General features: G+C 34.4%; 20 protein-coding genes. 7 read left to right on the top strand and 13 right to left on the bottom strand.

All coding sequences use genetic code 11. The features are described 5' to 3' along the window. Positions 1-243: 243 nt before the first annotated feature. From HGP29_RS08345 to HGP29_RS08305, 9 genes are all read right to left on the bottom strand, one after another. Entirely contained in the window at positions 244-2,112 is a 1,869-nt protein-coding gene (locus HGP29_RS08345) for a DNA topoisomerase IV subunit B (RefSeq protein WP_168881911.1), read from the bottom strand. Positions 2,113-2,264: 152 nt separating this feature from the next. Next, on the bottom strand, positions 2,265-2,771 hold the full coding sequence (locus HGP29_RS08340; RefSeq protein ID WP_168881910.1) for a C40 family peptidase: 507 nt from the start codon (positions 2,769-2,771) through the stop codon (positions 2,265-2,267). Between the two features lie 49 nt (positions 2,772-2,820). Next, complete coding sequence (locus HGP29_RS08335; protein WP_168881909.1) at positions 2,821-3,447, bottom strand: C40 family peptidase; 627 nt, start codon at positions 3,445-3,447, stop codon at positions 2,821-2,823. 284 nt (positions 3,448-3,731) lie between these two features. Further along, on the bottom strand, positions 3,732-4,475 hold the full coding sequence (gene rnc / locus HGP29_RS08330; protein WP_168881908.1) for a ribonuclease III: 744 nt from the start codon (positions 4,473-4,475) through the stop codon (positions 3,732-3,734). A gap of 211 nt (positions 4,476-4,686) precedes the next feature. Then, positions 4,687-5,940, bottom strand: a complete 1,254-nt coding sequence (gene fabF / locus HGP29_RS08325) for a beta-ketoacyl-ACP synthase II (protein ID WP_168881907.1) — start codon at positions 5,938-5,940, stop codon at positions 4,687-4,689. Positions 5,941-6,065: 125 nt separating this feature from the next. Continuing rightward, positions 6,066-6,302: an acyl carrier protein gene (locus tag HGP29_RS08320; RefSeq protein WP_168881906.1), complete on the bottom strand. Its 237-nt coding sequence runs from the start codon at positions 6,300-6,302 to the stop codon at positions 6,066-6,068. Between the two features lie 136 nt (positions 6,303-6,438). Beyond that, positions 6,439-6,864 (bottom strand): hypothetical protein, encoded by a 426-nt coding sequence (locus HGP29_RS08315; protein WP_168881905.1) that lies wholly within the window; start codon positions 6,862-6,864, stop codon positions 6,439-6,441. Positions 6,865-6,880: 16 nt separating this feature from the next. After that, positions 6,881-7,288, bottom strand: a complete 408-nt coding sequence (locus tag HGP29_RS08310; protein ID WP_168881904.1) for a phage holin family protein — start codon at positions 7,286-7,288, stop codon at positions 6,881-6,883. 113 nt (positions 7,289-7,401) lie between these two features. Then, positions 7,402-7,869, bottom strand: coding sequence for a hypothetical protein (locus tag HGP29_RS08305; RefSeq protein ID WP_168881903.1), 468 nt, complete (start codon positions 7,867-7,869; stop codon positions 7,402-7,404). Positions 7,870-7,931: 62 nt separating this feature from the next. Between HGP29_RS08305 and HGP29_RS08300 the strand changes: the two genes are divergently transcribed. The 3 genes from HGP29_RS08300 to HGP29_RS08290 all read left to right on the top strand — a co-directional run bounded on the left by HGP29_RS08300 (position 7,932) and on the right by HGP29_RS08290 (position 14,160). Continuing rightward, complete coding sequence (locus HGP29_RS08300) at positions 7,932-11,471, top strand: caspase family protein (RefSeq protein WP_168881902.1); 3,540 nt, start codon at positions 7,932-7,934, stop codon at positions 11,469-11,471. A gap of 101 nt (positions 11,472-11,572) precedes the next feature. Then, positions 11,573-13,543: a 1-acyl-sn-glycerol-3-phosphate acyltransferase gene (locus HGP29_RS08295; RefSeq protein WP_168881901.1), complete on the top strand. Its 1,971-nt coding sequence runs from the start codon at positions 11,573-11,575 to the stop codon at positions 13,541-13,543. Between the two features lie 2 nt (positions 13,544-13,545). After that, positions 13,546-14,160 carry a GDSL-type esterase/lipase family protein gene (locus tag HGP29_RS08290; RefSeq protein ID WP_168881900.1) on the top strand — a complete coding sequence of 205 codons (615 nt, stop codon included), beginning with the start codon at positions 13,546-13,548 and terminating at the stop codon, positions 14,158-14,160. Between the two features lie 40 nt (positions 14,161-14,200). Here HGP29_RS08290 and metE read toward each other — a convergent pair whose 3' ends face one another. Then, positions 14,201-16,516: a 5-methyltetrahydropteroyltriglutamate--homocysteine S-methyltransferase gene (metE, locus tag HGP29_RS08285; RefSeq protein WP_168881899.1), complete on the bottom strand. Its 2,316-nt coding sequence runs from the start codon at positions 16,514-16,516 to the stop codon at positions 14,201-14,203. Between the two features lie 158 nt (positions 16,517-16,674). Between metE and HGP29_RS08280 the strand changes: the two genes are divergently transcribed. Further along, complete coding sequence (locus tag HGP29_RS08280; protein WP_168881898.1) at positions 16,675-17,136, top strand: Lrp/AsnC family transcriptional regulator; 462 nt, start codon at positions 16,675-16,677, stop codon at positions 17,134-17,136. A gap of 49 nt (positions 17,137-17,185) precedes the next feature. Here the strand turns inward: HGP29_RS08280 and HGP29_RS08275 are convergent, their stop codons facing one another. The 3 genes from HGP29_RS08275 to HGP29_RS08265 form a co-directional block, all read right to left on the bottom strand. Then, positions 17,186-17,488 (bottom strand): hypothetical protein, encoded by a 303-nt coding sequence (locus HGP29_RS08275; RefSeq protein WP_168881897.1) that lies wholly within the window; start codon positions 17,486-17,488, stop codon positions 17,186-17,188. Positions 17,489-17,606: 118 nt separating this feature from the next. Beyond that, a complete protein-coding gene (locus HGP29_RS08270; protein WP_168881896.1) occupies positions 17,607-17,756 on the bottom strand; it encodes a DUF2256 domain-containing protein in 150 nt (49 codons plus the stop codon). A 10-nt stretch (positions 17,757-17,766) separates the two neighbouring features. Continuing rightward, positions 17,767-18,864 carry an FAD-binding domain-containing protein gene (locus HGP29_RS08265; RefSeq protein ID WP_168881895.1) on the bottom strand — a complete coding sequence of 366 codons (1,098 nt, stop codon included), beginning with the start codon at positions 18,862-18,864 and terminating at the stop codon, positions 17,767-17,769. A 211-nt stretch (positions 18,865-19,075) separates the two neighbouring features. On the opposite strand from HGP29_RS08265, the gene HGP29_RS08260 reads away from it, so the two are divergent. From HGP29_RS08260 to HGP29_RS08250, 3 genes are all read left to right on the top strand, one after another. Then, complete coding sequence (locus tag HGP29_RS08260) at positions 19,076-19,888, top strand: hypothetical protein (protein WP_168881894.1); 813 nt, start codon at positions 19,076-19,078, stop codon at positions 19,886-19,888. 89 nt (positions 19,889-19,977) lie between these two features. Continuing rightward, on the top strand, positions 19,978-20,598 hold the full coding sequence (locus HGP29_RS08255) for a TerD family protein (protein WP_168881893.1): 621 nt from the start codon (positions 19,978-19,980) through the stop codon (positions 20,596-20,598). A 272-nt stretch (positions 20,599-20,870) separates the two neighbouring features. Beyond that, positions 20,871-21,434 carry a TerD family protein gene (locus HGP29_RS08250; protein WP_168881892.1) on the top strand — a complete coding sequence of 188 codons (564 nt, stop codon included), beginning with the start codon at positions 20,871-20,873 and terminating at the stop codon, positions 21,432-21,434. Positions 21,435-21,686 lie beyond the last annotated feature (252 nt).

The following is a 21,686-nucleotide window of genomic DNA, read 5'->3' as shown; positions in this document are numbered from 1 at the left end:
TATTAAATATTTGTTTTATTTAGACCAAACCTTGTATAAATAGGTAGTATAGTGTCATGAAAAAAAGTAGTATTAGTAATAAAAAGTTAAGCGAGCTTAACTCTCTAAAGATTTTAAATAGTTACACGTTAGTTATAGAGGGAAGACAGGATGTTTCATCTTACTCTTCTTAGTCCTAAAAAAAGAGGTAGTTCATTTCATTGAAATGACTACCTCTTTTTCTTTATATCATAAAAATGAAAATTAAGCTTCCGCTTCTTCTATTTCATCTTTTTCAACTCTTAAATTGTTGATGATAAATTTCTGACGATCCATAGTGTTTTTACCCATATAGTAAGTCAGAAGCTCTTTGATATTACTGTCTTGGCTTAGAATAACAGGATCCAAACGGATATCTTCGCCAATAAAGCCAGCAAATTCATCAGGAGAGATCTCACCTAGACCCTTAAATCGAGTAATCTCAGGCTTATTTCCTAATGCATTAATTGCTTTGTTCTTTTCCTCTTCAGAATAACAATAGATTGTTTTCTTCTTGTTTCTTACTCTGAATAAAGGTGTTTCAAGAATATAAACATGTCCTTTTTCTACCAAGTCAGGGAAGAATTGTAAGAAGAAAGTTAGAATAAGCAGACGGATGTGCATACCATCTACATCGGCATCGGTAGCGATGACAATTCTATTGTAACGAAGGCCGTCGATTCCATCTTCAATATTCAGTGCATGTTGAAGTAAGTTGAACTCTTCGTTTTCATACACCACTTTCTTCGTTAGACCAAAAGAGTTTAAAGGCTTACCTCTAAGACTGAAGACAGCCTGACTCTGAACATTTCTCGATTTTGTGATACTACCAGATGCAGAATCACCCTCGGTAATAAATAGAGTGGTATTTCTTTTATTTTCTTCTTCACCTTTTTTGTCGTTGAAGTGAAGTCGACAATCTCTTAGTTTTTTATTATGAAGATTGGCTTTCTTTGCTCTTTCATTTGCAATTTTCTTTACACCAGCGATTTCTTTACGCTCGCGTTCAGATTGCTGAATACGTTTCAAGATAGCCTGAGCTACTTCTGTATTTTTATGTAAGAAGTCGTCCAGTTCTTTGTGTACATATTCGTTGACAAAAGTACGAAGAGTAGGACCATCAGGAGCAATATGAGTAGAACCAAGTTTAGTTTTCGTTTGTGATTCGAAAACAGGTTCTTGAACTCTTACAGAAACAGCTGCAATAATAGATGCTCTAACATCCGTTGCATCAAAGTTTTTCCCGAAGAAATCTCTTACTGTTTTTACGATCGCCTCTCTAAAAGCAGATAAGTGAGTACCACCTTGCGTTGTGTTTTGACCATTAACGAAAGAGTGATAGTTTTCTCCATATTGGTTGGCATGAGTAAATGCAAATTCGATATCATTACTCTTAAAGTGAATGATAGGGTATCTGATTTGCTCAGCATTTGTTTTTCTTTCTAGAAGGTCTTTTAGACCATTTTTAGAAAAGAATGACTTTTGATTTAGTTTTAGAGTAAGTCCTGCATTTAAGTAGGCATAGTTCCAAAATAAATCATCTAAATAATCAGGAAGGAATCGATAGTTTTTAAAAATGGAAGCATCCGGTTTAAAGTAGATCGTTGTTCCATTTTTTTCATTAGAAGAAGCTACAGGGAAATCATTAATTAATTTACCTGCCTCAAATTCTGCTACTTTCTTTTCTCCTTCTCTTACAGATTGAACTCTAAAAAAGTTAGATAATGCGTTAACAGCTTTTGTACCAACACCATTAAGACCTACAGATTTTTGGAAAGCATTAGAGTCATATTTTGCACCTGTATTGATTTTAGATACACAGTCTACCACTTTTCCTAATGGAATACCACGACCGTAATCCTTAACCAAAACAGAACCATCCTCCACACTTACATCGATCTGTTTACCGAATCCCATCATGTGTTCGTCGATACTGTTATCGACAACTTCTTTTACTAGTACATAAATACCATCATCAGGAGCAGATCCGTCTCCTAATTTACCGATATACATACCAGGGCGAAGTCGTATATGTTCTCGAGGGTCTAGCGATTTAATGCTACTCTCGTCGTAATTATGCTTATTTTCTGCCATAGTTTGTTATCCTTACTACACAATAATAGCTTTAAAATTAAACAAAATAAACTCTCGACGGTTAAAATGTCTTATTATTTAGCATAATGGTGTAAGAATTAGAACCTAAATTTTGATTCGTAATTACTTTTCACCAATCGAAAAGAAATAGATTATCCTACTCTTTTGATAACGACTAACCTGTCTTTCCAGTAAGGAGAAAAAGCAGTTTCTTTTACACCATCTTTTGAAGAAGTGTAGATAAAGTTAAATCCTTGAGCTGTCTTTTTTGTAACGATACCACAAAGACTTACTTGTTTTCCGCCTTTATTTTGAGCAAAAAATACAAGGTCTCCAGAAGAAACTTGATCCATTACCACTTGCTGCCCCTGACGAGATTGTTCTTGCGCAATTCTAGCCAATTTAACACCTGCAGCTTTCCAAGATAACATTGTTAATGCACTTGCATCTACTCCTTCTTTATCAACACCTGCACTTTTGTATGGAGTACCGATATAATCTTTGGCAGTAGAAACAGCTAAAGCAGCTTTTTCTGTTTGAGCCATTGAAGACCCAGAGTTTGATGAAGTTTCGTTTGTTTTTTGGTTATCTCCACATGAGAAAATTACAAGACTAAAAAATAACCCAATGATTGCTTTTAATATGGTTGTCTTTTGCATAAAAAATAAATGATATGTTGTTGTTTTGTTTTAAAAAAGAGAGGGGTGATTAATCTACTCTACGCCCTAATTTGTAATATTTTTTCCAATATACTTCTGAGATTTCATCTTCTCTTACACCATGGCTACTAGCATGGATAAAGTAGTTTTTTCCATTGACCACTTTAGAAATCATTCCAACATGTTTGATGCTATTTGTACCTGGACCTGAGAAAAAGACAAGGTCTCCAGGCTTTAAGCTGGCAAAAGGAACATACTTTCCTGTTTTTGCTTGTTGTTGAGATGTTCTTGGTAACTCTACATTGGCTGCTTGCCATGAAACTAACATAAGTCCACTGCAATCCATGCCTTTTTTAGTTGTACCTCCAATTTGATACCTAACACCTTTGTAAGAATGAGCTGTTTTTAATGCTACCTCAGCTTTACCTTTTGCAGATAATGTTTTTACAATATCATCGGTAGTTGTCATCGTAGGAACATTGTCTTCTGTAGTTACAGATGCAGTATTTGTGTTAGCATTAGATTGATATCCAATTTCCTGTAACTGCTTTTGTTCTACATCTTGTATTCTATCTTGACGGGTAGTGTAAGTATATTGTTTTCCAAATTGGCATGATTGAAAAAACAGGGTGAAAAATCCTAAGGTAAGAGTAATATAGAGTTTGTTGATTTTCATATTGATCTTTGAATAAAAACTGAATTTTTTCTCGAAAGAAGCTCAATAAATGTACAAAAAATGAACTACAAGTGTCAAATCTCATGTGATGAAACTCTCTGTTTAATGCCATTTTAAGTAGATATAGTAGTATTATGTTGCTTTCTTTCTAGATAGTATTCTTCGTTTCCAATATAAATATTGAAAGCTGGAATGGGATGATTAAAGCAAAAATAATGACAAAATAAAAAGCCCTCTTAGATTTTTTTGATCTAAAAGGGCCTTCTTACTCATTTAGAGTGCCACTAAATTAGGGTTAGCGATTCGCAAGTTTTACGGGCAGCGTCTTGCTCGGCTTTTTTCTTACTATAACCGGCTCCTTCTGCTTGCACTTCTCCGTCAATTGTTAAGTTCACTTTGAACTGCTTTCCGTCTTTTCCTCCTTGCTTAGAAACAGTGAAATCAACTGCTTTACTGTTTTTCTGAGCCCATTCGATAATGAGGCTTTTAAAATTGGTAGTAGTGACAATCAACTCTTCAATATCATAATGTCTCATTAGAAGTTTATGAATAATGAAGCGCCTTGTAAAATGAAAACCTCTATCTAAATAGATAGCACCAATAAAAGCTTCCATCGCATCTCCATAAATTGATTTATGGCTAAGAGCGGAATTTTTTCTTCCTTCAAATGCTACCATTTGACTTAACCCAATCTTAACAGCTAATCGGTTTAAAGATTCTCTGTTTACAATTCTGGAGCGAATTTCAGTTAGAAACCCTTCATCTTTATAAGGGTATCTTTTAAAGAGGTATTCGGCAACGACAGCCCCTAGTACTGCATCACCAAGGTATTCCAATCGTTCATTGGATTCCTTAAACCCTTTTACTGAATTGTTCTCAAAAGCAACAGAAGTATGTTGCATTGCGAGATGATACAGCTTGATGTTGTAAGGTTTTTTACCTGTGATTTGTCGAACCACATGATCCAATTCTTTTTCCTTTTCATTATACGAAGAGACCCATCGTTTAAAGATTTTTCCTAAAATCATAAACAGATGTGTTCTTTGTCTCGATACATCTCGAGGAATAAAATTGATACTTCAAAAATGTAAAAAATATCTAAACTTTCAGTGTTTTTTCGAATAAATCTTTCATTCAAAAATAGTTGAAATACAATTATTAAGATTTTTGTACAAATTTAAAGGTAAAAAAAACCCGTTAGAAGTTGATTCTAACGGGTTGATCTATGTAAAGTCTAATTTACTCAGCGTACTTTTTGAATACCATTGAGAAGTTGTGACCACCAAATCCGAACGTATTAGACAAAGCGATATTTACATCACGCTTTTGTGCCTCATTGAACGTACAGTTTAATTTAGGATCAAGGTTCTCGTCAGGAGTTTCAAAGTTGATTGTTGGAGGAATAACACCTCTTTCAACCGACATTAGACAAGCTAATGCTTCAACTGCACCGGCAGCACCTAAAAGGTGACCAGTCATTGATTTTGTTGAAGAAATATTTACATCATAAGCTGCTTCACCAAATACTTTCTTGATAGCATTGATCTCGCCAATATCACCAAGTGGAGTAGATGTTCCGTGAACGTTGATGTAATCTACATCTTCTGGAGTAATTCCTGCATCTTTAAGTGCTTCAGCCATTACTCTGCTTGAACCTTCACCTTCTGGGTGAGGAGCAGTCATATGGTAAGCATCAGCAGTCATACCACCACCAATTACTTCAGCGTAGATTTTAGCACCTCTTGCTTTCGCATGCTCTAATTCTTCGAAGATAAATGCACCTGCACCTTCTCCAAGAACAAAACCATCTCTTGTAGCATCAAATGGTCTTGAAGCTGTTTCAGGAGAGTCGTTACGAGTAGATAATGCTCTTAAAGCATTAAAACCACCAATACCAGCCTCACATACAGCGGCTTCAGATCCACCTGTTACAAACAAGTCAGAAATACCAAAACGGATGTAATTGAATGCGTCTACCATTGCGTTTGTTGCCGAAGCACAAGCAGAAACGGTAGTGAAGTTAGGTCCTTTTAATCCCCATGTCATAGAAATATGGCCAGGAATTAAATCTGGGATCATTTTAGGAATGAAGAAAGGATTGAATCTAGGAGTACCGTCGCCAGTAGCGAAAGTAGAAACTTCGTCTTGTAAAGACTTAAGTCCACCGATACCTGAACCCCAAATTACACCAAAACGCTCTCTGTCTACTGCTTCAAGATCGATTTTAGAATCTTCTATAGCTTGTTTAGCAGTGGCAACACCGTATTGGCTTACAAGGTCCATTTTACGAACCTCCTTTCTGTTAATATAATCAGTTGCTACGAAGTCTTTTACTTCGCAAGCAAATTGTGTTTTGAATTTTGAAGCGTCGAATTTAGTGATAGGGGCAGCACCGCTAACACCTTTCTCTAGATTGTTCCAGTATTCTTCGACACTATTACCTAGTGGTGTGATTGCACCAATACCAGTAATAACAACTCTTCTCGGTTTCATGGAAATTTATCTTTTGGAATAGCCCAAAAATAAACAAACCTGACAGATTTAGCATCCTTTTTTCGAGGCGCTTGCTCTATCAGGTTCGCTAGCGTTTGATTCGCTTATTTTAAAGGGAGTGTAAACTAGTTTACGTTCTCCTCAAGGTATGCGATCGCGTGACCTACAGTTGTGATGCTTTCTGCTTTGTCATCAGGAATAGAAGTGTTGAATTCCTTTTCGAATTCCATGATTAACTCAACAGTGTCAAGTGAGTCTGCACCTAAGTCGTTTGTGAAGCTAGCTTCAGGAGTTACATCTGATTCTTCAACGCCTAGCTTATCAACGATAATTTGTTTTACTTTTTCTGCAATTTCGGACATCTTAATAACTTTTAGTTGACCAATTGAGTTGCAAAGAAATGAATAAGAATCTATAAGTCCAAATATTCAACCGAGAAACACCCCGATTATATTATGTATGCATACTTAAAGAAACTTAATTAACTGATAGTCAGTTTCATTTTTTACCCCTTCTTTCCTTTCTGGTTTGTAAATAATTTATTAGTTCTTCTTTAGCGACGCCCATTAGGAATACCATTGCTTCATCTCGAAGCATTTTACCAAATGATGGAACTTTGCTGTTTTTGATCTTTACGTCTCCTCCGGCAGCATTTTGGGCATTGGCTTTTGCTAATTTTTTAAGGTATTTCTTCTGGCTACGTTTATTACCAACTTTAAAAGCCCAATTCGAAAGATTGTAGGTAATAACCAATGCTGCACCATATGTAAGTACTTTCTTCACATCAGTACGCATGCCCGAAACAGTCTCAGAGGCAACATCTACTAAGTCGTCTCTATATTTTTTTGTGTCCTTTTTTAATTGAGCTTTCTCCTCATTGAGGCGATCTCTGATTTCGTTGGACTTATTTAATATATCACTCATATCTTTGGGAAATTGACTAATCGTTCTCTTCGTTAATACTGTCTACTGCTTGATCAATCCATATAAGGAATTGATTTCTAAGTTTCTTGGCGTTTTTAATGACAACACCAAATAGAGCTATACAGAATACACCAACAATACTAAAACCTGCAAATGAAGGCCAAGAGAATATATAATTTACAAATAAAGCAAATGCTAATGCGAAGAAACTAAAAGCAAGTGTTAAAAAGGTCAATAAGATGACGGCCATCGCTAAAATTGCCAGCATACCCGAAAGACCAGTTTTTAACTGAATAGTAAATAATTTCGCATACGTTTCAATCAGTTTCACAATAGACTGAATCACTTTGTCAAAGCGTTCTTTCTGAAACTGTTGTTCTTCTTCCGTAAAAATTCGACTTCTTAAAGATTTCCTTCCTGACATATCTTTTGTGGCCTTTCTAATTTTAGATAAAAAAATGAGAGGTTGATGTTTCTATTGTCAAAAATAGAAACTTCTAATTAAGATGAATAGGCTTGAAAGCATATTTATTCAAATTATTTTATCACAATAAAGTGATTCCGCTGTGGATGAAGGGGTGAACTTTCAATTTTCTTTCGGTTGTAAAATAGAATATTGATAAGTTCTGTTTGGTCTTCTAATGTATTTTTCTTTACTGAGATCGTGTCTATAATATCTTCATACTGTATGTAATACGTTTCCGTAGGATCGTTGATTTCTGATGTGAATATTCCTTTATAAGGAACTTTGCTTTTTAATGAATCACTAGAGACAATGTCATATTGAATATACTGTTTCTCCTTATTCTCCTTAATTCTGAAAATAGATAGATGTGAAATATGATTATTCTTTACCTCTTTTAATAAATTTTCGCCAAATTGATCATATAATTCAATTAAGATGTGGTCATCTACAAATGGAGCAGGTTCTTTAGAAGAAAAGCTACAAGCATCCAAACAGATTAAGAACAGAGATAAAGGAATCGTATACAATAGTTTCTTCATATGTAGGTGATGGGTATTACATCAATATACAAAATCTTCGGTATTCAAAGGACAAACTTGCAGTGAGAAAAACATTTTTTCTATATATCGTTTTATTGTTTTCAATCTCCCAACTTGCTACAGCACAGCGTAAACTTCATCTTACATTGTCACAAGGGCATGTGGGTGAGGTCGTTGATATGGCTTTATCAAATGATGCTAGGTTATTAGCAACAGTAGGAGAAGGTGGCGCTTTGAAAATATGGAACATCAATGAAAAGAGATTATTGGACACATTTTACCCTCATACTTATGGGGTAGCTACTTTATGCTTTTCAGAAGATGCAAACTATATGGCTACGGCCGGAAAGGACCATTCTATAAAGGTGTGGGACTTAAGTACCGGTGAAATGGTCTTTAATTATGATAATCTGCATGACGATGTTTTTAAAATGGAGTTTGTGCAGGAGTATTTACTCTTTATCACTAACGGTGGCGCGATCTATCGATTTGATTGGAATAATCAGGGTGATGCACCGGATGGTCAGGCAGTAAAGTCAGATTTTGGGAATTTTTCTGCAATCAAATATAACCCTCATGTAAAATGGTTAACTGCTGGTTATATGAACGGTAGTATATTGACTTGGAGAGGTTTTGATAAAGAAAATATTAGAAAGCAGTTACATACAGACTGGGTATCTGCCATCGATTTTATTGAAGAGGATTCATTAATTGTTACAGGATCATGGGATAAAACGATTAAAATTTGGGATATCAACAGCGATTCTATCCGTTCAGAATTGGCGTCGCCAGATGGGTTGCCTATCGTCGATTTAGTGTATACGTCTTATTTCAAAATTCTATGTGTAAAAACGAAAAGTAACAAAATATACTTTTATGAAGTAAAAGATGGTGTTATCAATCCGACGCCTGCAGGAGTGCGAGATGATTTTCTTTCAATGAAATTTACCCAAGATGCTCGGCATGCAGCATTTACCCATAGCGATGGCTCTTTTTCAGTCTGGTCTCTTGAAAAACAAGGGAAATCAGTAGAAGATATTCGTTGGAAACCTATGAAAGGATACCCTGTTGATGGCTTTCTAAATGGTTTAAATGGAGCACTGACGTTTCTGACTTCTAACGGAAATATCCATTTGTGGATTCCTAAAAAAAGAACAGTATCTATTGTAAAAAAAGCACATAGAGGAACGGGAGTAGCGTTGACATTTTCAGTAGAAAATGATGCGTATTTCACCTGTGGTACAGATAGTTTAATTAAACGCTGGGACCGTAAAGGAAACCTAGTAGATAGTGTGAAAATAAACTCAGTACCGACTTCAATAGCAGAAATACCTACGCGAGAAGAAATAGTTTTTGCAGATGAATCAGGGGATGTGTATTTATGGAATTCTGCAAAGGAAATTCTAGAGAAAGTATATGGACACCAAAGAGAAGTAATTAAAGTAGTTAATTCTAGAGATGGTAAATTATTAGCCTCGATCTGTAGTGATAGGACTTTGATTGTTTATGATATTGATGCCCATAAAGTTATTTTCGAGACTAAAATTCGAGATATATCATTGTACGATCTTAGTTTTTCAAGTAATGCCTCTAGTTTATTGGTTTCGGGTAAGCATAATCTATTTCTATACGATATCGATAACTGGCAACTGAAAAAACAGAAAGAGTACAATGAAGGGGCTAATATTATTAAGAACTACCCTTATAATAATGGTTGGGTGATTAGTGATCTATCAGGTACAATTACCTTATGGGATAATCAGTTAGAGGAAATATTGAATAAGTTCGATCAAAATTCGACGCCTATAATAGAACTTTTACCCTATGATGATCAACCGTCATTATTTGCAATCAGAAGAAATATGACTTTTGAAATCTGGCAGACACAATTGGATGAACAGTTAGGAAAAGTAGCCGTAACAGAATCTGGTGATTGGGTATTAGAGCATAAATCAGGATTGTTTGATGTAGGCGATCTCAATATGGATAATATCTATTATGTATATGGAGAGGAAACTATCGATTTTGAACAACTAAGAGAAAAGTATTGGGAACCTGGTTTGGCTATTCAGCTTTTAGAAGGAAAATCACTTAGAAAAGTACCTCCTTTGAAAAGTGTAGATCTGTTTCCTAAAACAACAATTCAAGAATTGGAAAACTACTTTTGGATTGAAGTCATTGATAGAGGAGGTGGAGTTGGTACTATTAGCTTATATGTCAATAATAAAGAGGTGATTCATGATTTAGAAAAATCTGCTCAGAAAGCGTTTCTAAATGATGAATTGTACTATAAAGTTAAATCAGAAGATATTGCGAAGCATTTTATCAAGGGCAAAGAAAACAAGATAAAAGTAATCGCGACCAATTCTCAAGGAACGTTATCAGGAAGAGGGTTAACCTTAAATCATAAAGATGATACAGGGTTGGAAGAAAGAGAACCAACAATGTATGGTGTAATGGTGGGTGTTTCTGATTATAGAGGCAGATTAATGGACCTTAAATATGCGGCCGATGATGCCTCAGCAATAGCTACTTCATTGGAACTGGGTAGTGAGAAGTTGTTTGGAGTTAAAAACACCAACATTTTATTACTTACAACGGACAGTGATTCTTTACAGCCGACTAAAGAAAATATTAAAAATGCATTTAAGAAAATATCGGAAGAAGCATCAGCCTCGGATATTTTATTTGTGTTTTTGGCAGGACATGGAGCGGTACAGAAGAATCATAATGGAAAAGATGACTTTCACTTTCTAACGAAAGACATGATCAACAGTGATCTAACGGATCCAAGTGTAAAAGAAAACTATACCATCAATGGAACAGAATTGATGCAATGGATACAAGATATACCTATTTCTAAACAGGTTTTTGTGATTGATGCTTGTCATGCGGGCTCTTTTTCTACGGAGTTGATTACTTCGAGAAATGATAACGAAGAAGGGATGAAAAAAAGAGCATTAGAAAGAGTGAGATCAAGAACAGGTATGTTTATGTTATCTGGTGCTTCTTCTGATAAAGTAAGTTATGAATCCAGCTTTCTGGAACATGGTCTTTTAACCTATTCATTATTAGATTATCTGAAAAGTGGAGACTTAAAAAATGGAAGGTTTATCGATGTTCAGGAGCTGTTTACCTATGCTGTAGAAACTGTACCAGAACTCGCTTCAGAAATGCAAGGAGAGCAACAACCAGAATATAGAATGCCTTTAGGAGCTGGCAGTTTTTATATCGGCGAACTGGACGAGGAGGATAGAGATAACATTTCTTTATCATCACAAAAGTACCTGATCTCAGATATAGATTTGGAAGATGGAGGAACATGGGCAGACCAATTAGAGTTAAGTAAAGCACTTATTCAGCGATTAAATATAGAAAGCGAGTTGAAATCGTTGAATTTCAAATTTAGAAAAGGAGCCCAAGGTACTTCTACTTATAAATTAAGAGGAAAGTACAAGGTGGTAAAGAATACCATTACAGTAAAACTTCATTTGATCCATGAGAAAGAAGTGATTCAGAAATGGCAGGTGAAGTCAAAAAATACAGAAGAATGTTTAAGAGAAATGATTCAACTTTTAGAAAACCATTTTTCAGAAAACTAGTCTAAAGGTAAGGTTAAGTGTATTTTGTCCTTTTGTTTATATGAAGTGAAGTGAATAACTTAAAGTTTCTAAAAACAACTAATCAACTATTTATACTGCAAATGACACTGACCAAGACTTTACATAATTTACCGTTTGCTGACAGATTAACTCAAAAAGATTTAGGACTTCTAGCCCAATTGGCTGAGCTAAAAAGCTACCAAAATGGAGAGGTCATTACCTTACAATTTGCGACTGCTGAAAAATTTTCAGTGCTCTTTAGTGGTGCTGTAACTTATCATTTAAATGTCGGTGACCAAAGAGGGGCATTGGAAGTAGGGAAGAGCAAAGAAAAATGGACTCCGATTGGTTGGTCAGGATTTAGAGAACCTTATCGTTTTGCGACAACAGCAATAGCATCTGGAGAGACGAAAGTAATCCAGTGGGATAATAAAGAACTAAGAGCATTATTTGATCAACACCCTGAGATTGGGATGCATGTTTTGTCAAGTAGTTTAATGCTAAGTACGAGCTTGTTGAGCGATGCCAGAGAAGCATGGATGTCGGGTGCAGTACCTTTAAATGCATCTGATTATCAAAATGCCATGTCCTATACTTCTTTTCAGGACAAAGGACCTCATGAAAGTACTATGGATTTTTTCCGTCAAAGTGCATTTTTCAATCCGTTTGCCGATTGGCACCTTACCAAATTGGCTGAAGTAAGTAAAACAATACATTACCAAGCAGGTAGTAAATTGCTTTGCAAGGGGCAGTTTTCAGATAAGTTTATGGTCTTAAAGAGTGGTAAGGTTGCGCTTAATTATGTAACCCAAAAAGGAGAATCGTTTACTTCAGATATCTTACAAGAAAGAGGTCAAGTGATCCTATGGAGTGGTGCCAGTTATGATCCTATTCCTAATAATATGGAGTTGATCGTATTGGAGCCTGTTGAAGTATTGGAGATCAATAGAATTGACTTATTAGTATTGTATAAAGAGTTTCCGACATTAGGAATGGTCTTTATGTACCGCTTACTGTGGTTGTTGGGTAGTGCATTAAAAGCGATTAGGGCACAGGTAATTACACAGACTTTTGACAGAGAATTATTAACGATACAGACGATGATCGAACAAGCAGGAGCCCAGATCTCAGTTTGTTCGGATTTATATAAATTACCTATTCTTTTAGCTGAGAAAGTAACTCAGGGAGATGCTTTTGATTTAATAGATAGATTAGCAGAAGAAGGAGAGAATATTGAAAAGAATTTAGCGAATCTATTTCGAAAGATCACAATGCCTCTCAGAAGAGAATTCTTATTTCTTGAGGGATTAAGAAGAATGACAGATCATGTGATTACAGCTCCCAAAGACATTTCGTCGGCTGAGTTGAGAAATCAATGTTCACAACTTTTTGAAAGAGCCGTATCATATGTAGATATTAAGATTGATGGACTAGAGAATATTCCGAAATCATCAGGCAATATTTTTATTTATAATCACTTACTCAATCATCCATATTATACTCTTCCCAATAGTTTTCAGATTACTCTGGATAGTCATTTTATTTCTATGCTACTGTATAAGTTTTATAAAGACTCAGGATTGAGAGTAGTGAGAATAGGAAAAGGGCCGGAGTATGGACACCAGGATTATTATAATAAATTAGGTCACCTTGGAGTAAAAACACAAGATTCTGATCCTACTCAACAAACTGCCGAAGAACGAAGACAAGTACGTAACGAGTTCTTTAAAGAGGCAGGGGACAAGTTGAGATCAGGAATGAATTTGATTTTAAGTCCTGAAGGTACAAGTAGAGAAACGCAGCAATCTCCTGTAGATTTTAAGCCTGGAGCATTTATGATCGCTGAAAAATCACAAATAGATCCTTTAATTGTTCCAGTTGCTATTGCCTTTTTTGATAAGAGAATCAGTAAAACTAAATTGGGAGTCGTTATTAAAAAACCTTTTAGACTTTCAGAAGTAATAGATAAAGAGAAACCTTTTAAAGAGGAATTAAGATCTTTTTTAGAAAGGTATTCTAAAGAATATAGAACATACGTAGAAGAAGCTATAGAATTAGCAGAAAAACAATAGGCATGACAGCAGAAGAATTTCAGTTTTATAAAGAAGAAGGATTGCCGGAATTGGCAGAAAACATTGACAAACAACCTAAGATAGAACAACCCATAGTTTTTTATGGAAGTTCGTCTTTCCGATTATGGTCTAAAGTTAGAGAAGACCTACAATGCGATCAAATCCTAAATATGGGATTTGGTGGTTCTACCTTAGAAGCTTGTGCCTATTATTTTGAGGAGTTATTTGAGCAAATAAAAACACCCAAAAAGATCTTTATCTATGCAGGCGATAATGATCTGGGCGGAGGAAAACAAGCAGAGGATATACTGTCTTATTACAATGATTTATATTCTAAAATAAGAAGTAGATATGGTAATGAGTTACCAATCATGTATTTATCAATAAAGCCGAGTCCAAGTAAAGACCATATTCAAGGTGAAATTGAAAAATCAAATGATTTGGTGAAGGAGAAGATTGTAGAACATGAAAATGTAACTTATATAGATATCTACCATCCAATGCTTGATGCAGAAAGAAAAAGTAGACCTGACCTTTTTGAAGAAGATATGTTGCATATGCGACCAGAAGGATATCAGATTTGGATTGATACCATTCAAGAATCGAAGGTTTTATAATAAAAAATCGGACATGAAAATACATCATGTCCGATTTTGTTTATACTGCGATTTCAAATAATTCTCTTGCTTTTTGTGTGGCTTCAACCATCACTTCCAATGCTGCTTTTGTTTCTTTCCAGCCTCTTGTTTTTAGTCCACAATCTGGGTTAACCCAAAGTTGATCAACAGGAATTCGCCTTTTTGCTTTATTGATGAAATCAATAATATCATATTTTGAAGGAACATTAGGCGAGTGAATATCATACACTCCAGGCCCAATTTCATTCGGGTACCTGAAATCAGAAAAAGCATCAAGCAATTTCATCTGAGCCCTCGAACATTCTATCGTAATTACATCAGCATCCAAATTAGCGATATGCTGAATGATATCATTAAACTGAGAGTAGCACATGTGTGTGTGAATTTGTGTCGCATCGTTTACTCCACAACTAGAAATTCTAAAGGCATTTACTGCCCAAGTTAGGTATTCTTCCCATGCATCTTTTCTGAGTGGTAACCCTTCTCTTAAAGCAGGTTCATCAATCTGAATGACTTTAATTCCTGCCGCTTCAAGGTCAAGAACTTCATCTCTAATCGCTAAGCTGATTTGTTCACATGTTGTTTTTCTAGGTTGATCATCTCTTACAAACGACCATTGTAAGATTGTAATGGGTCCAGTCAACATTCCTTTTACTGGCTTATTAGTAAGAGATTGGGCGTAGGAAGTCCACTCGACTGTCATTGGCTTTTTTCTAGAAACATCACCAAAGATGATTGGAGGTTTTACACACCTCGAACCATAACTTTGCACCCATCCAAAGCTGCTAAAAGTAACTCCTTCTAGTTGTTCTCCGAAGTACTCTACCATGTCATTCCTTTCAAATTCACCATGAACTAATACATCCATGTCAATCTGTTCTTGAAATAGAATAGCTTCTTTAATTTGCTCTTTTAAGAAAGTGTCGTATTCATTTTTTGTGATTTTACCTTTGATAAAAAGGTTACGTTGCTGTCTCACCTCTTTAGTTTGAGGAAATGATCCTATTGTAGTAGTAGGTAGTAGTGGTAACTGCAGTATATTTTTCTGTATTTCTTTTCTTTCTTTAAAAGGACTCGATCGAAGTGCATCAGTGTCTATCAAGGTGTCCACTCTATTTTTTACTTCTTGATGATGCACCTGATCAGAATCCTTTCTAGATTGAATGATTTCTTGATTTTTAATAAATAATGGGTGGGTGTAAATACTTCCACTTTCAACAATTTCTTGTAGCTCTTTCAGTTCTTGTAACTTTTGTTTTGCAAAGCTTAACCAAGGAATGATAGATTGATTTATTTTGGTAGATGATTCTTCTAGTTCCAAATCATAAGGAACATGTAATAACGAGCAAGATGTACTGATTTCAATTCTTTCCTTACCAACTACATCTATTGCAGAGGAAATAAACTGAAGGGATTTCTTAAAATCATTCTTCCAGATATTTCTTCCATCAACAACTCCTAACGACAGCGTTAAACTATTATTTAAGTATTGTGATGATAAGACATCTTTTAATTGTTCTCCACAACGAGTTAAATCTAAATGAAGTGAGCTAAGTGGTAATTGAAGAATAGTTGGTAGGTAATCGCCATAGCAATCGAAAAAATTAACAACGCACACATTGATTTTTGAAGCTCTTTTTTTGAACTCATTATAGACCGTTTTTAAGGCAAAATTGATTTCCTCATTATAATCTTTTGCTAAAATTGGTTCATGAAACTGAACTTCAGTAGCACCTAAGTCACATAATTTATTTAAAAGTTTGATGTACTCTTCTTTCAGTTGGTGGATGAGTTCAAGTCTATGGAATCCTTGCTCTTTTTCTTTCCCTAATAATAGAAAACTTAATGGTCCAATAAGAGTCACCTTAGTATCTATTCCTATGGCTTTAGCTTCGGTATATTCTTGAACTGCTTTGGGGCTTTCTGAGAGTTTGAAATGTGTTTTCTTATAGAATTCTGGTACGATATAATGATAATTGGTATCAAACCATTTGGTCATTGACATAGCGTTGATATTCAATTCGTTATCCTGGTATCCCCTTGCTAAGGCAAAATACTTTTGTAATGGACTAAGGTGATGAATAGGCTGAAAACGCTTGGGAATACAGTTAAAGTCAACGATCAGGTCTAGAACTTGATCATAGAAAGAAAAGTCGTTGGAGGTAGGTTGCTCCACAAGGTTTTCCTTTTGAATGTTCCAATGTTCTGCTTTTAATTCAGAAGCGACGGTTTGAAGTTCCTGTTCATTAATTTTCCCAGCCCAAAATTGCTCATTTGCTTTCTTAAGCTCTCTTTTTTTACCGATTCTAGGGTAACCTAATGTTGTGATTTTCATAGTATAATTAGTTTTAAACTGAGAGCAAAGTTATATTTGCAAAACTTTAAAACTGTTATCTCATATAACATTCAGAAATCAAAACTTATTTGGCGGGGACGAAGGGAAAATTAATCTTAATTTGCTCAAAATAACCACCCATAAAAGAAAAAATAACTATGAACGAACTAGACCAGATGGACTTAAAAATCCTGAGATTACTCCAATCTGATGCTAACATTACTAACAAAGAAATCGCAAGACGAGTACATTTATCTACGACACCTGTATATGAAAGAATCAAAAAACTAGAGAAGGGCGGATTTATTCAGAAATATGTTGCTGTATTAGATAAAGAAAAGCTGGATAAAGGATTGATCGTATTTTGTAATGTGACTTTAAAAGAGCATACAAAAAACATTGGACATCAATTTGTCAATGAAATTACTTCCTTGGATGAAGTAGTGGAGTGTTACAACATTTCCGGAGATTTCGATTTTCTATTAAAAGTAATAGTACAAGATATGAAGGCCTATCAGGATTTTGTCTTGAATAAATTAGGAGAGATAAAAAATATTGGTAGTGCACACAGTACATTTGTGATGAGCGAAATAAAGCAATCATTTAATGTACCGATATAAAAAATAAAAAAAGGATAGCTTAATGCTATCCTTTCTTTTTGTACAATGACTATTCTCCCTTGTTAAAGTAGTTAGGATTTTGTTGTAGAAATGTTTCCGCATCTTCTGGAGACATTCTGAATTTCTTCATAAGCTTTTCCATATCAGCAGTAATCACTTTCTTCGGAGCAGCTTTTCTTCTAGCAGATGTAGCTCTTTTCTTTGTCTCCTTGTTTTTCTTTTCTCTAGCAACAGATTCTTCAACTTCAGAGGTTACTACAGATCCACCACTTCCATCACATCTAACTAAATGTGATAAAAATTCTGAATCTGGGATTCTACCCTTACATCTTGGACAGGTTCTCGTAGACATACTTAAGAATTAATGATTTGATGAGTGTCTGCAAATATAAGTGATATTTTAAGGAAAATACGCCTCAAAATCTTCAACTTTAGAATCATTCAATAAATTGATTTTTATATACAATTTTTTAAATCTCAATTTTGATTTTCGATCTATTTGACCTACATCTTTTGCTACAGTATTGCACCTCTTCCCAAATGCTTTTCCATTTTTTTCTCCATGAGAAAGGGCGGCCACAAACTTTGCAAACTTTAGAAGGTAAATGTTGTTTTTTCATGTTTGAAAGATTAAACCAATACTTGCATTTCTTTTCTTACTTTTTTCCAGAATTTAAAGAAAGATGTGTGATAACCTTTTACCGAAGATATCCACTCTCTTTGTTCTTCAACTCCTTCATATAAATTCGCTAGTGGGTGTTCTTTATAATAAACAGTACTTTCACCAAGCAAAGGTTTTAATTCTCTAAACTCACCTACGAATATTTGAATCCCTTGTATGTTCTTGCTAAGATTCAAAATAAAGTCCATGACTTTGTTGCTTATAGGGTACTCGTTAAAATGAGAAGGTTCAAGAAGTAGGATCCTATTGGCAGAAATATGATTGTTCCATTTAGGATCCAGTTGGTAGCTATTGTATATTAAAGTAGGAAGGCTTTGGTCTATTATTATTTCATCACTGTCTGGTAATTCAGTATGTAATTCGAGTGACTGACTTTCCTTTAGTGACTGAGGTATTTCAATCTCATTCAAATGATCATAAGTAGTGTCTAAATAAGTGTTTAACTGATCGGAATGTGTATACTTATTAATATTGGATTGGTTTGCAAAATACTTTTTATTAGCATTGGCACCAGCAACCCATTGCCAACTTAAAGCATTACTTGCCCAATCTCCATCTAATAAATGGTAGTACATCCATTTTGCTGGTAACCACCAGTGAGACTGGCTTATATTACAGGTAACCATTGCAATATACATGCGCATGTGGTTGTGCATGTACCCAGTGTTATATAACTCTTCTACTCCTTTGTCAAGTGCATGGATTCCACTATTTGGAGTAACAATATTTTTTGGAATTCCATAGTGAGCAACATTTTCCTGGGCTCTTTTTAGGTCTTTATTAATTTGATCATTTTTCTCTATCCAGATCAATTGCCAATAGTCTCTCCATGCTAACTCTTGGATAAACTTTTCGATGTGATAAAAGTCGTACCCTTTTTTCATCATTAACTCAAAGACGTATTTTGTAGAGATCACTCCTCTGGAAATGTATGGAGATAAATAAGAAACATTCCCGTCGATATAATTTCTTGTCGCTCCGTATTTTACAGGAGAAAATCGCTCAATTCGTTCAATGATCTCTTCGTATGTGGTTGGAAATAGCATTACAAATAGTGATTATATTTTTCTTAACCTTTTCATTATTAATTAGTTGATCACTATTTTGTTTATAAAAATGGAAGAAATTGAAACATTATTATTAAATCAACGTCTTTTATTCTTAAACATTAATTAATCATGAAGTATATAAACACTAAATGAAAAATGAGTTTATAAAGTCAAACTAATCATTAGCTATAAAATGTATCAATAAAAAATGTGGAAGTCGATTAGGAGTATTTTAACCAATCATAAACTAGAGGATAAAAAAGTACTAGAGGAATTGGTTTATCAACTGAAACAGCAAAAGTTTAAAAAAGACAAGCAGTTAAAGGAGATAAAATACAACCACAAATTAATTCTTGATAAAGTCCCTGTTATTCAAAAACAGATAACTAAAGAGACTTTTGAATTAAAATCAAGGTTATCAAATAATGATCGGTCTTCAGCACTTTTGATACAGGATAATATTGCTAGACTTAATAAAGAAAAGGAAAGTTATGATCAGTTAAGTGATCAGTTACAACATGAGATTACTGATGTAGAAAGGCAAGTTCTCATTTTGAAGCTACAGATTGAAAAGATCGATTTTCAGGTTCTTCTATTAAGAAATAAAACAGATGATAGTTTTGATTTAGATGACTTTATGGGTGCTGTACAGGATATCGAACTTATGGATTATAACCATGACCTGACGTCCTTGGAAATTGACTTGGCATTAGAAAATTCGCCACAAGAAGAAAAGAATGAATCTAAAATTTCAGATTTCTTCGAAAAAGGTACAGCTAACAAGGAGCACATGACTCCAATGGAGGGTGAAGTAGAGTTAAAGAAAAAGCTTCAAAACTTCTTTAATACAGAGAGTGAAAAAGAAGATATAAAACATATTAAACTGAATAAACGTATTGCAGACTTCTTCCATCAAGAAGGAGAAAGCAAGTCAAATGATATAGAAAACAAAATAGACTCTTTTTTTAAGAACAAATCTTCGGACCAACAATCCAAGATCGATTCGTTCTTTAAAAAATAGGTCCAATTCATTGCGGAAAAACTAATTATAAACTCTTGTTACAGGGTTTAACGATTTAATTTTTTTTACTTACTTATAATACATCAATAATGAGCGTTACACTCACAAAAAAAACTGGCATTTCTCTTAAAAAAGGTAGTAGCATTTCTCTTATTAAAGATGAAGGGAACGCCATTGACTACTTAAGAGTTGGAGTAAACTGGGGAGCAATTGAAAAGAAAACACTTTTTGGTTTATTGAATACAAACTTACCTGTAGATCTTGATGCTAGTGTTACAGCATTTGATCATAACATGAAGGAAGTTTACACAGTATATTACAATAAACTAAGATCTACAGATGGTGCAATTATCCATTCTGGAGATGACTTAGATGGTGATATCGGAGGAGATGATGGTTACGATAATGAAACAATTCAATTAGAATTGGATAGAATAAACAAGAATGTCAGCCAAGTATTTTTATACTTGAATTCTTATCAAAAACAGGATTTTGCAGATATTCCATTTTCACAAGTGAGAATTTATTCAAGAGAAGATCAGATAGCTCACTTCGATCTATCTTCCACGAAAGAATATGCAGGACGTGTCTCTATGTTAATGGGGAGGTTGTATAAAATAGGTCAAAATTGGAAGTTTGAAGCGATCGGACAACCTATTGCAGCTTTGGATATCAATGAGACAATTCAGCATATTCAAAGAAACTATTAAATAGGTTTACTCTCATTTTGGGTTGAAAAACAATTTCCCAGAATGAAAAGTTATAATTATACGATGTTAATAAATTAAGATTCCAAGTTATCTAATTGTAGATAATGGAAAATTATTGAGTTGGAATAAAAATTATTTAATTTCGTTTGACATTTTAAATCAATTACTGAAAAGCTAAGCGACCAAATTCTATTAAATAACTGGTATGGTAGAATGGTTTTGCAATTACATTAATAATTACATCAACAAACATCTTATTTCACATTAGTATTATGGCTATCAATCTAAAAAAAGGGTCACAATTTAACCTGACCAAGGAGAATACCTCTTTAGACAAAATAATGGTGGGTCTTGGTTGGGACATGCATCTTATTAAGACGATAGACTTAGATGCATCTGTTTTTATGGTAGGACCAGATGGTAAGCTGCCTGCAGATGAGTTTTTTATCTTTTTCAATAATTTGAAATCACCCGACGGTAGTGTAGAACATACTGGTGATAACCGTACAGGTAAAGGAGATGGTGATGATGAAATGATATTGGCCAACCTATCAAGTATTTCAGAAGAAGTGACTGAGTTGATTTTTGTAGTATCAATTCATAATGCAGAAATTTTACATCAACACTTCGGAATGTTGGAAAACGCTTACATAAGAATCGTTGATATCGATACACAAAGAGAAATCTTAAAATATAAACTTGAAAGTAAAAACTTCAAAGGTGTAACGGATATGGAGTTTGGTCGATTAGTAAAAAGAGGAAACGAATGGACTTTCCATGCTTCAGGCAATGGAACAAAAATCGGTTTACAAGGATACGTTGATCAATACGCTTAAGAAGAAAATGTATTTATAAACTCAAGCCAACTGAGAAGATCTCGGTTGGCTTTTTTTATTTCTTGAATTTTTTTCATGCATTAAATACATAAAAATAACCTCATTTTATATGTTCTGAATCTATTCATTTAAGAAGAGTATAAGACAAGTAAAAGTTAGACCAATTCATGATATTATAAGTATGTAGTTACTGTACCTATTAACATTTTATGCTGTTGAAAAAGAGGTCTATTAAAACTAAAGTGGCACTGA

Source organism: Flammeovirga agarivorans, from assembly GCF_012641475.1.
Classification (GTDB): Bacteria; Bacteroidota; Bacteroidia; order Cytophagales; family Flammeovirgaceae; genus Flammeovirga; species Flammeovirga agarivorans.
The sequence above is the reverse complement of the archived record's forward strand: the minus strand, read 5'-3'. Positions and strand labels throughout refer to the sequence as shown.

Bases quoted from the DNA above. Each gene is read 5' to 3' on its own strand.
- HGP29_RS08335 (WP_168881909.1), bottom strand. From the start codon at position 3,447: ATGAAAATCAACAAACTCTATATTACTCTTACCTTAGGATTTTTCACC.
- HGP29_RS08310 (WP_168881904.1), bottom strand. From the start codon at position 7,288: ATGTCAGGAAGGAAATCTTTAAGAAGTCGAATTTTTACGGAAGAAGAA.
- HGP29_RS08250 (WP_168881892.1), top strand. From the start codon at position 20,871: ATGGCTATCAATCTAAAAAAAGGGTCACAATTTAACCTGACCAAGGAG.
- HGP29_RS08270 (WP_168881896.1), bottom strand. From the start codon at position 17,756: ATGAAAAAACAACATTTACCTTCTAAAGTTTGCAAAGTTTGTGGCCGC.
- HGP29_RS08320 (WP_168881906.1), bottom strand. From the start codon at position 6,302: ATGTCCGAAATTGCAGAAAAAGTAAAACAAATTATCGTTGATAAGCTA.
- HGP29_RS08315 (WP_168881905.1), bottom strand. From the start codon at position 6,864: ATGAGTGATATATTAAATAAGTCCAACGAAATCAGAGATCGCCTCAAT.
- HGP29_RS08260 (WP_168881894.1), top strand. From the start codon at position 19,076: ATGTGGAAGTCGATTAGGAGTATTTTAACCAATCATAAACTAGAGGAT.
- HGP29_RS08255 (WP_168881893.1), top strand. From the start codon at position 19,978: ATGAGCGTTACACTCACAAAAAAAACTGGCATTTCTCTTAAAAAAGGT.
- HGP29_RS08275 (WP_168881897.1), bottom strand. From the start codon at position 17,488: ATGTCTACGAGAACCTGTCCAAGATGTAAGGGTAGAATCCCAGATTCA.
- rnc (WP_168881908.1), bottom strand. From the start codon at position 4,475: ATGATTTTAGGAAAAATCTTTAAACGATGGGTCTCTTCGTATAATGAA.
- HGP29_RS08345 (WP_168881911.1), bottom strand. From the start codon at position 2,112: ATGGCAGAAAATAAGCATAATTACGACGAGAGTAGCATTAAATCGCTA.
- HGP29_RS08295 (WP_168881901.1), top strand. From the start codon at position 11,573: ATGACACTGACCAAGACTTTACATAATTTACCGTTTGCTGACAGATTA.
- HGP29_RS08290 (WP_168881900.1), top strand. From the start codon at position 13,546: ATGACAGCAGAAGAATTTCAGTTTTATAAAGAAGAAGGATTGCCGGAA.
- HGP29_RS08305 (WP_168881903.1), bottom strand. From the start codon at position 7,869: ATGAAGAAACTATTGTATACGATTCCTTTATCTCTGTTCTTAATCTGT.
- HGP29_RS08280 (WP_168881898.1), top strand. From the start codon at position 16,675: ATGAACGAACTAGACCAGATGGACTTAAAAATCCTGAGATTACTCCAA.
- HGP29_RS08265 (WP_168881895.1), bottom strand. From the start codon at position 18,864: ATGCTATTTCCAACCACATACGAAGAGATCATTGAACGAATTGAGCGA.
- fabF (WP_168881907.1), bottom strand. From the start codon at position 5,940: ATGAAACCGAGAAGAGTTGTTATTACTGGTATTGGTGCAATCACACCA.
- metE (WP_168881899.1), bottom strand. From the start codon at position 16,516: ATGAAAATCACAACATTAGGTTACCCTAGAATCGGTAAAAAAAGAGAG.
- HGP29_RS08340 (WP_168881910.1), bottom strand. From the start codon at position 2,771: ATGCAAAAGACAACCATATTAAAAGCAATCATTGGGTTATTTTTTAGT.